Here is a 12,138-nt window from a genome sequence, read left to right on the forward strand (position 1 = left end):
GCGGTAATGGTTAACGACGTCAGCATGCCGTAAACAGCGGAGTTTTTTTCCGTCGGCACCATAAAGCCCACATTTTTAGGATCGCCCTCTTTAATCACCGCCGGGAGGATATAGGTGGAATAAATCGCCATCGGCGCCGTGCCGTTCATGAACGCGTCTTTGACTTCCATGATGTCGTTTGAGCCCGGCATGGTGTTCATTGCCAATTGGCGGTAATACTGCAGCGCCTGCGCCATTTCAGGTGTGTTGAGCGTTATCTTTCCTTGCGCATCAAAAACGTTGGCCTGGTTTGAGAGTGCGAACTGGGAAAATGACTGTTCGGTCAAAACGCTTTCCGCCGTGGGCAGCGCAATACCATATTTCTTACTACCAGGATTGTTTAGCTTCTGCGCCACGCTCAGCAGTTGTTGCCAGTCTTTTGGCTCTTCCAGCCCAGCGTTTGCCAGCACATCTTTGCGATACCAGATCCCGCCAATCCAGGCGCTAACCGGAACCCCGGTCCAGGCGGTACCGTCTTCAGTGCGCACAATACGCAGCACGCCATCATAAAAAGTACCTTCACCTACAGCGTTGATGACCTGCGCTACGGCTTTACGATCGATAAGTGATTCTTTATCCATAACTTTCGCGTAGTCATGGCTGGTTTCAATGACTTCAGGCAGTGAACCACTCCGCGCCAGGGTAATGACCTTGGTGTTGTACGCATCTTCTTCTACAGGAACCTGTTTGACACTGATCCCCGGGTTCTCTTTTTCAAAACGCTCAATCAGTTTTGCAATAACCGCCTGCCGCTCCTGTTCAACAGAAGAGTGCATAAATTCAATCGCAACAGAGGACGTTTTATCATCCTTACACCCGGAAACCAGGGCGCAGGAAACCAGTGCTGAAATCAGCACAATTTTAGTTTTAAGCATGAAATGTTCCTTTTTATTACTTAACCCACATGACCTGCCAGGCGTTCAACGTTAATTCTTTACCCGAAATAGTTTTACCGCTAATCAAATCAAATCCATTTTCAACATCAATACTAATGGTTTGCGTATGACCGCTGACATTAAATAATCCGGTAATTTTTTCGCCTGTTTCCGCCGTACGTTTAATTTGCATTACAGCCGGTGTAACACTGCTAATCTGAAAATCACTATCAGGGTGAAATGCTTTATTACTACGACGTATTACAATTAATCGGGATAATTCATGATAAATAGCGTGGCGCAAACTGGTTTCATCTGCCAGCTCCGTTTCGATTTGGCTTATTTGATATTTTTTGCGGTTGATCGCACGGTTATAACCTAGCGCCTCGACACCTTTATAATCATTGCGTGACCCAAGAATGCTTTGAATGTAAACCGCAGGTACACCCGGAAAACTCAGCAAAATGGCATGTGCGAGAATAAAGCGGGAAAAACGTTCGGCATCACTACAATTGCCTGGCGTTAGTGCGTCCATATATGTGACGTTAATTTCATACGGACTGCGACTACCATCAGGGTTATTTTTCCAGTTAACCAGCGCGCCTTCCTGTTGTAATTCCGTCACCAGCCGCACGATCTCGTCTTCAGGTAACAAACCACGTAATGGGTTGAGACCAATACCGTCATGCGATGCGAGGAAATTAAACCAGGTGGTCTCACTGGACGGCAGTTCCAGTGATTGCGCCCACTGGCACAAGGTTGAGGTATCCTGGCGTTGTACCGCATGCAGCACCAGCGGCGGTAACGAGAACTGGTACACCATATGCGCTTCATCACGGCCATTTCCGTAGTAGGACACATTATCCTTATGCGGAACGTTTGTTTCGGTAATAATCGCCGTACCAGGCGCCGCGCAGTCAGCAATAGCGCGAAATAGTTTGATAAGCTGATGCGTTTTTTCCAGGTGAATACAGGTCGTTCCTGGCTCTTTCCACATAAAGCCAACCGCATCCAGGCGGACATAATCGGCGCCCTGCTCAAGATAACTCAATAGCACATCGACCATCGCCAGTAACACTATCGGGTTGGCATAGTTGAGATCGATCTGGTCGTCGCTGAACGTCGTCCATAAATAGCGTACGGTGTTATCTTTCAGCGTAAAAGGCGTCAGTAACGGTAATGCGCGTGGACGCGTTACGTTGCTCAGGTCCGTATCAGGATCCATCGCAATAAAGAAATCTTCATAACCGTCAAGCTGTTGCAAATAGTTATTAAACCATTCGCTTTTCGCTGACATATGGTTACAAACAAAATCAAACATCAGTCGACTGGATTTACCCAATTGCTTAATATCATTCCAGTCACCGGTTTCTTCGGCAACCTGATGGTAATTAATTACGGAAAAACCATCATCCGATGACCACGGATAAAACGGCAACAGATGCACATGAGAAAATGTCGACTTAAGCCATTCATTATAAAATTGATTAAACATCGGCAGTGGTTTTTTGCCTGCCCCGTGGAATTGATCGGCGTAGGTAATAAGAACCACATCGCCCTCGTCCCAATGCGCTTTACGGATTTTTTTAATTAATCCCTGTGATTTCTCTAAACGTGCAATCAGCGCTTCATAGTGGCATGAAGTAAACGTATCACCATAAACTTCTGCCAGGCATTTTTGGATTTTTTGGTTCACCTTCAATTCTCGTGGTAGCGGTCCCATGAGTCAAGAGACTACTCTGCGGGAAATAAGCTGTCAATCGGCTGAGGTGGCCAGGAGGGGGATAATAAAAGAATTTTGGCAGCCAAAAAATCGTATTTGTGAGCTGCCGCAAATTAACAGTGGGAATGTTGATTAATTGTTGCTTGCTTTTGCTGATTCGGATATCAGCGTTGATTACCTGAATAGCGTTTCGATAATTTTGCCGCTGCCCGACTCAAAACCGGCTCCAGGACCAACGCCAGCAGCATTTTAAGCGGGCGTCGGGCGACGGACTTCACCGCCCACCCTGCTACCCCCGCCGGGCCGTAACGAAGCGCAGTTAAAAGCACCAGCTTACCTGCTATTTGAAAGCCCGGCTTAACCCTTTGCCCGGCACGTTGCCAGCGATTGTTCATTTCTATCCTCACAATTGGCGGAAACGGCTGCGCAATGAAAAGGTATCAGAGGTGACATAACGCTCCATTTCACGCAAACGCTTTTCACTTGCCGCCAGCTCGCGATCGACGGCATCCAACAGCTCGCCGCTTGATGGCTGCTGCTCACCGGAAACCACATTGTCCGGCATCGGGTCCAACGCAAACGTCAGCACGATGTAAGCGACGAAGGTGAAAAAGGCCAGACCAAAAAAGACGGACAACACCACCAGGATCCGCACCAGCTTCACAGGCACATCGAGATAATGCGCTATACCTGCGCAAACCCCCTTCACCATGCCCTGTTGCGGAATACGCCACAGTTTTTTGTTCAGATTAACGCCTCCCATTAGCGGTCCCTCCAGTTTGGATGTTCAGCATCAAGGATGTCTTCCAGCGCCTGAATGCGCTCGCGCATCCGCTGTGCGTCATCGTTGAGTTCTACCAGACGTTGCTGTTCACTTTGCGCCAGTTCGCCACGACTGGAACGGTTGCTGTAATGCAGCCAGAGCCAAATCGGTAAAACGAACAACACAAAGATGGTTAATGGGATAGCCAGAAATAGCGCGCTCATGAGTACTCCTTACAGGTGATGAGCGGCGGCGCGTTCGGGCGCCGCCAGATGTTATTATTGCTTATCTTGCTGCATTTTGGCTTTAAGTTGCGCCAGCTGCTCGCTGATTTCATCATCTGCTTTCAGGTCAGCAAATTGCTGATCCAGAGACTGCTGTTTACCGAAGTTATGGCTTTCGGCCTCAGCTTCCATCTGATCGATACGACGCTCGAAAGATTCAAAGCGTGCCATCGCTTCATCCAGCTTACCGCTGTCCAGTTGACGACGAACATCACGCGAAGAGCTCGCAGCCTGATGGCGCAGCATCAATGCCTGCTGACGAGCACGGGTTTCACTGAGTTTATTTTCCAGCTCACCGATCTCTTTTTTCATTCGCGCCAGCGTATCGTCAACCAGCGTCACCTCATGCTCCAGAGAAGCAATCAGATCAGTCAGTTTCTGTTTTTCGATTAAGGCAGAACGCGCCAAATCTTCTTTCTCTTTACGCAGCGCCAGCTCGGCTTTTTCTTGCCACTCTGCCTGTTGTGCGCTGGCCAGTTCGATACGGCGAGATAATTGTTTCTTTTCTGCCAGAGCGCGTGCGGAGTTTGAGCGCACCTCAACCAGCGTGTCTTCCATTTCCTGGATCATTAACCGCACCAGCTTCTGCGGATCTTCAGCCTTTTCCAGCAACGCATTAATGTTGGCGTTCACGATGTCGGCAAAACGAGAAAAAATACCCATAATGTAATCCTCACTTACTGTTCTGATATCGGGCTATGCCCTGCTGTTTTCGTAATGCACTTGGCGTGCCAACTTTTTAAATAATTGATTTTAATGTAAATATGCGATTTTACCTGACGGGAGAATTAGGGTAAATTGGTGAATAACACTAACAAGTGGTGAATTTCATCATGGCAGGATACAAAGACAATATTCTGGGCGAAGCGAACAGCTTTATTGAAGTGCTGGAACAGGTTTCTCATCTGGCGCCGCTGGATAAACCTGTACTGGTTATCGGTGAGCGAGGTACGGGGAAAGAGCTTATTGCCAACCGCCTGCACTACCTCTCCAGCCGTTGGCAGGGCCCATTTATTTCGCTTAACTGCGCGGCCCTCAACGAGAACTTACTTGATTCCGAACTGTTTGGTCACGAAGCCGGTGCGTTTACCGGTGCGCAAAAACGCCATCCGGGACGTTTCGAACGCGCCGACGGCGGCACGCTGTTTCTTGATGAACTGGCGACCGCGCCAATGTTGGTACAGGAAAAACTGCTGCGCGTAATTGAGTATGGCGAGCTGGAACGCGTCGGCGGCAGCCAGCCCTTGCAGGTTAACGTGCGACTGGTCTGCGCGACCAATGCCGACCTGCCACGTATGGTCAGCGAAGGCACTTTCCGCGCGGACCTGCTGGATCGTCTGGCCTTTGACGTGGTGCAACTTCCCCCACTACGCGAGCGTCAAAGCGACATCATGTTAATGGCCGAACACTTTGCCATTCAGATGTGCCGCGAGATCGGGTTACCACTTTTTCCGGGATTTAGCGCCGAGGCCAGAGAAACCCTCCTCCATTACCGTTGGCCGGGTAATATTCGTGAACTGAAAAACGTCGTGGAGCGCTCCGTTTACCGGCACGGTACCAGCGATTACCCGCTGGATGAGATCATCATTGACCCCTTCCGCCGCCACGTTGCGCAGCCACAGGCAGCACCACCAAAGCAGACATCTGTAGCATTACCGCTGGATCTGCGTGAATTCCAGCAGCAACAAGAGAAAGACTTTCTACAAACCAGCTTGCAGCAGGCGAAATTTAATCAGAAAAAAGCCGCTGAATTACTGGGTCTGACTTACCATCAGCTACGCGCGTTGCTTAAGAAACACCAGATTTAGCGCGCCTCTGCCAACGTTATATTGGAGGGTTTGACGCTTTATTGACCGCACCAACCCATTAAAGTCACTTTCCCCTCTGACTTTTCGACTCAAGGAGCATAAACGTCAGAGGGTTCCAGTCCCCCCATCAGAGCACCAAACCTGGCCGGATGTATAGCTGTTCTCTTCAGCGGCCAAAGTGACATAAAGCGGCGCAATTTCCACCGGTTGGCCCGGACGGCCCAGCGGTGCATTTGCCCCAAATTTCTCCACTTTTTCCTGTGGTTGACCGCCACAGCATTGCAGTACAGTCCAGTATGGGCCTGGCGCTACGGCATTAACCCGTATCCCTTTAGGTGCCAGCTGTTTCGCCAGCGATTTAGTAAATGCCACGATCGCCGCTTTGGTCTGAGCATAGTCAAGCAGGATTTCACTAGGCTCATAAGCCTGTACCGAGGAGGTATTAATTATCACGCTGTCTCGTGAAAGATAGGGGATAGCCGCTTTGGTGATCCAAAACATAGCGTAGACATTAGTCTTGAAAGTGGCATCGAAATCTTCTGTGGTGAGCGCCTCAATAGACTCGCAAAATTGCTGACGACCCGCATTATTGACGAGGATATCCAACCCACCCAGCCCTTTTACCGCCTGTTTAACCAGTTGGCCGCAAAAAGTTTCATCTCGAATATCTCCGGGGATAGCCACGACATTTCTGCCTGCTTTTTTTATCAAGTCGACCACTTCACGCGCATCGTCTTCTTCATCAGGTAAATAGTTGATCGCAACATCAGCGCCTTCACGGGCATAAGCGATGGCAACAGCACGGCCAATCCCTGAATCCCCCCCGGTAATTAATACCTTGCGCCCATTCAATCGACCGCTTCCCTGATAGCTCTCCTCTCCATGATCGGGACGCGGTTGCATTTTTCCGGCCAGCCCTGGGAAGGGTTGCTTCTGCTGTGGAAAAGGCGGTGCCGGAAAACGCGCAGAATGAGTTTTATTGATGGTCTTTTTTTCATTGTTTAAGTCAGCCATTTAAATACCTCTCATTTTTTATCACAAAGATTATTAAGCGTAGACCAAAATGAGTGACATGACCTTTATAATTCACCGCAGTTTAATATTTCGCGTAATATCACCTCTACCGATAAACTAATCACCGCATCGCGCTTTCGAGTATTTTATGAGATTAAACCCTGCTTAACTCATGACTTCTATATCCATATATATCAATGAGATACATAAAAAACCTTAACGGGACAGACAATTTCATTGAGTAACGAGATACCACTCAGAAGCGAGACGTTAATAAATCCCTATGCAACTGTTTTTCCTGTATTCATCTACCTACGTCGCCTCGCTTATATTTTACCAACACTATGATTCATTAAACCGTTATCATTTAAGAATTATCTAACGCTCAGCATGAATAAATAGCAACCAAACTTAACATCTCAACCTTCTCGAAATGGAGAACGAATGAAATTATCTATAGCGCCATTATGAGGTTATTTTTATATTTCATTCTCCCCGCGATATTGCTGATGCTCTCTCCTGGCGGTCATGGTCATTTTCCCCCACGTCCCCTCACATTTTTCTGTCAGCCAGCGAATCCCGCGTTTTAGCGAGTCAGATGGGTCATGAAAATGCTAAGATAGTTAACAGAGTACATTCAAAGTGGATAGCGGGTATGAAGGGTGACCCTGTCGCGATGTTGAATTCGCGGTTATCACCTTACGGCCCCCAAACACAAACGGTAATGGCAAATGTCATTAAATATTAGTAAGATAGCCTCTTTATTTATAATCCTTTAAAATTATGCGCCTGGTTTTATCATCTCTGATCGTGATGGCTGGATTTCTGAGTGGTCAGGCTGCTGCCGCGCCTGAACAGGCTTCGCATGCTGATATTCGTGACAGCGGCTTTGTCTATTGCGTTAGCGGGCAGGTCAATACGTTCAACCCGCAAAAAGCGAGCAGCGGTCTTATCGTCGACACCCTGGCAGCCCAGCTGTATGACCGACTGCTCGATGTCGATCCGTACACCTATCGACTGGTGCCTGAGCTGGCTGAAAGCTGGGAGGTGCTGGATAACGGCGCAACCTACCGCTTCCATCTGCGTCGTGACGTCCAGTTTCAGAAGACGGCCTGGTTCACCCCCACCCGCAAACTGAATGCAGACGACGTGGTGTTTACCTTCGAGCGCATCTTTGATCGCCAGCATCCGTGGCACAATGTAAACGGTAGCAGTTTCCCCTACTTCGACAGCCTACAGTTCGCCGATAACGTCCAAAGCGTACGCAAGCTGGACAACAACACCGTTGAGTTCCGCTTAACTCAGCCCGACGCCTCCTTCATGTGGCACCTCGCCACGCACTATGCCTCCGTGATGTCAGCAGAATATGCGGCTAAATTGGCAAAACAGGATCGTCAGGAGCTGCTCGACAGACAACCCGTCGGCACCGGACCGTACCAGCTTTCGGAGAATCGCGCAGGGCAATATGTTCGACTGCAGCGCCATGAAAAATTCTGGCGTGGTACTCCTCTGATGCCGCAGGTGGTTGTGGACCTCGGCTCTGGCGGCACCGGACGTCTATCGAAACTCCTGACCGGTGAGTGTGATGTTCTGGCCTGGCCTGCCGCCAGTCAGCTCAGCATTTTGCGTGATGACCCGCGCCTGCGTCTGACCCTGCGCCCGGGGATGAACATCGCCTATCTGGCATTCAATACCAATAAACCACCGATGGATAATCCCGCCGTGCGGCATGCGCTGGCGCTGGCCATCAATAACCAACGGCTGATGCAGTCCATCTACTACGGGACGGCGGAAACCGCAGCATCTATTTTGCCTCGTGCCTCGTGGGCTTATGACAACGAAGCTAAAATTACAGAGTACAATCCGGCAAAATCGCGCGAGCAGTTAAAAGCACTGGGGCTGGAGAACCTGACATTACAGCTTTGGGTACCCACCAGTTCTCAGGCCTGGAACCCCAGTCCACTGAAAACCGCCGAGCTGATTCAGGCTGACATGGCTCAGGCGGGTGTGAAAGTTAAAATCATTCCGGTAGAAGGTCGTTTTCAGGAGGCGCGATTAATGGATATGAACCATGATCTAACGTTATCCGGTTGGGCGACGGACAGTAACGATCCTGACAGTTTTTTCCGACCGTTGCTAAGCTGCGCCGCCATCAACTCGCAGACTAACTTCGCCCACTGGTGTAATCCGGAATTTGACAGCGTTCTGCGCAAGGCCCTCTCTTCGCAGCAACTCTCATCGCGAATTGATGCCTATGACGAAGCGCAAAATATTCTCGCGAAAGAGTTACCGATCCTGCCGCTGGCCTCTTCACTGCGTCTGCAGGCTTATCGTTACGATATCAAAGGACTGGTGCTGAGTCCGTTCGGCAATGCATCTTTTGCCGGGGTTTCCAGGGAAAAGAAAGATGAGGTGAAAAAGCCATGATTATCTTCACCCTGCGTCGTTTTTTATTGCTGCTGGTCACCCTCTTCTTCCTGACCTTTATTGGATTCAGCCTGAGCTACTTCACGCCTCATGCGCCGTTACAGGGTGCATCGCTGTGGAACGCCTGGGTATTCTGGTTCAATGGCCTCATTCACTGGGATTTTGGTGTATCCAGTATTAACGGCCAGTTGATTTCAGAACAGTTGAAGGAGGTGTTCCCGGCGACGATGGAACTGTGCATTCTGGCCTTTGGTTTTGCGCTGATGGTTGGGATCCCCGTTGGTATGCTGGCAGGGATCACGCGGAACAAATGGCAGGACCGCTGCATCAGCGCCTTAGCGTTGATGGGCTTTTCCATTCCGGTTTTTTGGCTGGCGCTGTTGCTGACGTTGCTCTTCTCATTGACTCTCGGCTGGCTTCCCGTTTCGGGACGCTTTGATCTTCTCTATGAAGTGAAGCCCGTTACCGGATTTGCCATTATTGATGCGTGGATCTCCGACTCGCCCTGGCGCGATGAAATGCTGGTCAGCGCAATCCGTCACATGGTGCTTCCGGTGTTGACGCTTTCCGTCGCCCCTACCACGGAAGTTATTCGCCTGATGCGAATCAGCACCATTGAGGTCTTTGATCAAAACTATGTTAAAGCGGCCGCCACGCGCGGTCTGTCACGCTTAACCATTCTGCGCCGTCACGTTCTGCACAACGCCCTTCCGCCGGTGATCCCGCGTCTGGGCTTACAGTTTTCCACCATGCTGACGCTGGCGATGATCACCGAGATGGTCTTTAGCTGGCCAGGTCTTGGCCGTTGGCTGATTAACGCAATTCGCCAGCAGGATTACGCGGCAATTTCGGCGGGCGTCATGGTGATTGGCTCACTGGTTATCATCGTTAACGTCATCTCTGATATTTTGGGTGCTATGGCTAACCCTCTGAAACATAAGGAATGGTATGCCTTACGATAGCGTCTACAGCGAAAAGCGCCCGCCTGGTACGCTGCGCACCGCATGGCGCAATTTTTACGGCGATGCGACTGCGATGATCGGCCTGTATGGCTGCGCAGGATTGGCGATTCTGTGTATTTTTGGTGGTTGGTTTGCCCCTTATGGCATCGACCAGCAATTTCTCGGCTATCAGCTTTTACCGCCGTCATGGTCGCGCTATGGCGAAGTCTCATTTTTCCTCGGAACTGACGATCTCGGGCGTGACGTGTTAAGTCGCCTGCTCAGCGGCGCGGCCCCAACCGTTGGCGGCGCGTTTGTCGTCACCCTCGCCGCCACACTATGTGGCCTGTTCCTGGGCGTGGTTGCCGGTGCAACGCACGGTTTGCGCTCCGCGGTGCTGAACCACATTCTGGACACCCTGCTCTCGATCCCTTCGCTGCTGCTGGCAATTATTGTGGTGGCCTTTGCCGGACCGCATCTGACACACGCGATGTTTGCCGTCTGGCTGGCGCTGCTGCCGCGCATGGTACGCTCTGTCTACAGCATGGTGCATGACGAGCTGGAAAAAGAGTACGTTATCGCCGCTCGCCTGGACGGTGCAACCACGCTCAATATCCTGTGGTTCGCCGTTCTGCCCAATATTACCGCCGGACTTATCACTGAAATCACCCGTGCGCTGTCGATGGCGATTCTGGACATCGCCGCGCTGGGTTTTCTCGACCTTGGCGCACAGTTGCCGTCACCAGAATGGGGAGCCATGCTTGGCGACGCGCTGGAGCTGATTTATGTCGCACCCTGGACGGTTATGCTGCCAGGTGCGGCGATTATGATAAGCGTGCTGCTGGTTAACCTGCTGGGTGATGGCGTGCGCCGGGCAATTATTGCGGGGGTGGAATAATGCCATTACTGGATATCCGCAACCTGACCATTGAATTCAGAACCGGCGACGACTGGGTGAAAGCGGTTGACCGCGTCAGCATGACCCTCAATGAAGGTGAAATCCGCGGACTGGTTGGCGAGTCTGGATCGGGCAAGAGCCTGATCGCCAAGGCCATTTGCGGCGTCGCTAAAGATAACTGGCGCGTAACCGCAGACCGCATGCGCTTTGATGATATCGATCTGTTGCGCCTTTCCGCGCGTGAACGACGCAAGCTGGTCGGCCATAACGTTTCCATGATCTTTCAGGAACCGCAATCGTGTCTCGATCCGTCTGAGCGCATTGGACGACAACTGATGCAAAATATTCCGGCATGGACTTATAAAGGCCGCTGGTGGCAGCGTATCGGCTGGCGTAAACGCCGCGCGATTGAACTCCTGCACCGCGTCGGGATAAAAGATCATAAAGATGCGATGCGCAGCTTCCCGTATGAGCTGACCGACGGCGAATGCCAGAAGGTGATGATCGCAATCGCCCTGGCTAATCAGCCGCGTTTACTGATTGCCGACGAACCAACGAACGCGATGGAGCCAACCACTCAGGCGCAAATTTTCCGCCTGCTGACCCGGCTGAACCAAAACAGCAATACCACCATTTTGTTGATCAGCCATGACCTGCAAATGCTCAGCCAGTGGGCTGACAAAATTAACGTGATGTACTGTGGGCAAACGGTGGAAACTGCGCCCAGTAAAGAGCTGGTGACTATTCCGCATCATCCTTATACCCAAGCGTTGATTCGCGCCATTCCTGATTTTGGTAGCGCAATGCCGCACAAAAGCCGCCTGAATACCATGCCAGGAGCCATTCCATTGCTGGAACAATTACCTATCGGCTGTCGTCTGGGGCCGCGCTGCCCTTATGCTCAGCGCGAATGTATCGAAACCCCAAGACTGACCGGAGCAAAGAATCATCTCTACGCCTGTCATTTCCCGCTGAACATGGAGAGAGAGTGAGATGGTAGAAACCCTGCTCGAAGTTCGTAATCTGAGCAAAACCTTTCGCTACCGGACGGGATTATTCCGCCGTCAGACCGTTGAGGCCGTTAAGCCGCTGAGCTTTACCCTGCGCGAGCGTCAGACGCTCGCCGTCATAGGTGAAAATGGTTCCGGTAAATCTACGCTGGCGAAGATGCTGGCCGGTATGATTGAGCCCACCAGCGGTGAGCTGCTGATTGACGATCACCCGTTAAAATATGGTGATTATTCATTCCGTAGTCAGCGTATCCGTATGATTTTCCAGGATCCGTCAACGTCGCTTAACCCACGGCAACGTATTTCGCAGATCCTCGATTTTCCGCTACGTCTGAACACCGACCTCGAGCCTGAAC

At 50.9% G+C, this 12,138-nt stretch carries 12 protein-coding genes and 1 pseudogene; 6 read left to right on the forward strand and 7 right to left on the reverse strand.

From position 1 onward, the window contains the following. The 6 genes from KQJ19_RS18950 to pspA form a co-directional block, all read right to left on the reverse strand. Nucleotides 1-914: extracellular solute-binding protein (locus KQJ19_RS18950; RefSeq protein WP_216403984.1), on the reverse strand; the 914-nt coding region annotated here is incomplete at its 3' end. A 16-nt stretch (nt 915-930) separates the two neighbouring features. Continuing rightward, complete coding sequence (locus KQJ19_RS18955; protein ID WP_016156637.1) at nt 931-2,637, reverse strand: sugar phosphorylase; 1,707 nt, start codon at nt 2,635-2,637, stop codon at nt 931-933. 164 nt (nt 2,638-2,801) lie between these two features. Continuing rightward, nucleotides 2,802-3,032, reverse strand: a complete 231-nt coding sequence (pspD, locus tag KQJ19_RS18960; RefSeq protein WP_216403985.1) for a phage shock protein PspD — start codon at nt 3,030-3,032, stop codon at nt 2,802-2,804. An 8-nt stretch (nt 3,033-3,040) separates the two neighbouring features. Further along, complete coding sequence (gene pspC / locus KQJ19_RS18965) at nt 3,041-3,400, reverse strand: envelope stress response membrane protein PspC (RefSeq protein ID WP_216403986.1); 360 nt, start codon at nt 3,398-3,400, stop codon at nt 3,041-3,043. Beyond that, nucleotides 3,400-3,624 carry an envelope stress response membrane protein PspB gene (gene pspB, locus KQJ19_RS18970; protein ID WP_016153227.1) on the reverse strand — a complete coding sequence of 75 codons (225 nt, stop codon included), beginning with the start codon at nt 3,622-3,624 and terminating at the stop codon, nt 3,400-3,402. The genes pspC and pspB overlap by 1 nt, the downstream gene beginning before the upstream one ends. 54 nt (nt 3,625-3,678) lie before the next feature. Beyond that, a complete protein-coding gene (gene pspA / locus KQJ19_RS18975; protein WP_016153228.1) occupies nt 3,679-4,347 on the reverse strand; it encodes a phage shock protein PspA in 669 nt (222 codons plus the stop codon). Nucleotides 4,348-4,502: 155 nt separating this feature from the next. On the opposite strand from pspA, the gene pspF reads away from it, so the two are divergent. Beyond that, nucleotides 4,503-5,492 carry a phage shock protein operon transcriptional activator gene (gene pspF / locus KQJ19_RS18980; protein ID WP_029139556.1) on the forward strand — a complete coding sequence of 330 codons (990 nt, stop codon included), beginning with the start codon at nt 4,503-4,505 and terminating at the stop codon, nt 5,490-5,492. A gap of 105 nt (nt 5,493-5,597) precedes the next feature. Here the strand turns inward: pspF and KQJ19_RS18985 are convergent, their stop codons facing one another. Continuing rightward, nucleotides 5,598-6,506: an SDR family oxidoreductase gene (locus KQJ19_RS18985; RefSeq protein WP_216403987.1), complete on the reverse strand. Its 909-nt coding sequence runs from the start codon at nt 6,504-6,506 to the stop codon at nt 5,598-5,600. Nucleotides 6,507-7,289: 783 nt separating this feature from the next. Here KQJ19_RS18985 and sapA point away from each other — a divergent pair. From sapA to sapF, 5 genes and pseudogenes are all read left to right on the forward strand, one after another. Next, nucleotides 7,290-8,933, forward strand: coding sequence for an ABC transporter substrate-binding protein SapA (gene sapA, locus KQJ19_RS18990; protein ID WP_216403988.1), 1,644 nt, complete (start codon nt 7,290-7,292; stop codon nt 8,931-8,933). Next, nucleotides 8,930-9,895: a peptide ABC transporter permease SapB gene (gene sapB / locus KQJ19_RS18995; RefSeq protein WP_003020545.1), complete on the forward strand. Its 966-nt coding sequence runs from the start codon at nt 8,930-8,932 to the stop codon at nt 9,893-9,895. Before sapA ends, sapB begins: the two co-directional genes overlap by 4 nt. Beyond that, complete coding sequence (sapC, locus tag KQJ19_RS19000) at nt 9,882-10,772, forward strand: peptide ABC transporter permease SapC (RefSeq protein WP_191221095.1); 891 nt, start codon at nt 9,882-9,884, stop codon at nt 10,770-10,772. The genes sapB and sapC overlap by 14 nt, the downstream gene beginning before the upstream one ends. After that, the gene (sapD, locus tag KQJ19_RS19005; protein ID WP_016153234.1) at nt 10,772-11,764 is read left to right on the forward strand and encodes a peptide ABC transporter ATP-binding protein SapD; all 993 of its coding nucleotides are present in this window, start codon (nt 10,772-10,774) and stop codon (nt 11,762-11,764) included. Before sapC ends, sapD begins: the two co-directional genes overlap by 1 nt. A 1-nt stretch (nt 11,765) precedes the next feature. After that, nucleotides 11,766-12,138: pseudogene (gene sapF, locus KQJ19_RS19010) on the forward strand (peptide ABC transporter ATP-binding protein SapF); the annotation flags it as partial.

It is taken from the genome of Citrobacter sp. S46_ASV_140 (assembly GCF_018919545.1).
In the GTDB taxonomy this organism is placed as follows: Bacteria; Pseudomonadota; Gammaproteobacteria; order Enterobacterales; family Enterobacteriaceae; genus Citrobacter; species Citrobacter braakii.

What these genes read in the sequence shown, in the direction of transcription:
- KQJ19_RS18955 (WP_016156637.1), bottom strand. Translation starts at nt 2,637, where the DNA reads ATGGGACCGCTACCACGAGAATTGAAGGTGAACCAAAAAATCCAAAAA.
- pspD (WP_216403985.1), bottom strand. Translation starts at nt 3,032, where the DNA reads ATGAACAATCGCTGGCAACGTGCCGGGCAAAGGGTTAAGCCGGGCTTT.
- pspC (WP_216403986.1), bottom strand. Translation starts at nt 3,400, where the DNA reads ATGGGAGGCGTTAATCTGAACAAAAAACTGTGGCGTATTCCGCAACAG.
- pspB (WP_016153227.1), bottom strand. Translation starts at nt 3,624, where the DNA reads ATGAGCGCGCTATTTCTGGCTATCCCATTAACCATCTTTGTGTTGTTC.
- pspA (WP_016153228.1), bottom strand. Translation starts at nt 4,347, where the DNA reads ATGGGTATTTTTTCTCGTTTTGCCGACATCGTGAACGCCAACATTAAT.
- KQJ19_RS18985 (WP_216403987.1), bottom strand. Translation starts at nt 6,506, where the DNA reads ATGGCTGACTTAAACAATGAAAAAAAGACCATCAATAAAACTCATTCT.
- sapA (WP_216403988.1), top strand. Translation starts at nt 7,290, where the DNA reads ATGCGCCTGGTTTTATCATCTCTGATCGTGATGGCTGGATTTCTGAGT.
- sapB (WP_003020545.1), top strand. Translation starts at nt 8,930, where the DNA reads ATGATTATCTTCACCCTGCGTCGTTTTTTATTGCTGCTGGTCACCCTC.
- sapC (WP_191221095.1), top strand. Translation starts at nt 9,882, where the DNA reads ATGCCTTACGATAGCGTCTACAGCGAAAAGCGCCCGCCTGGTACGCTG.
- sapD (WP_016153234.1), top strand. Translation starts at nt 10,772, where the DNA reads ATGCCATTACTGGATATCCGCAACCTGACCATTGAATTCAGAACCGGC.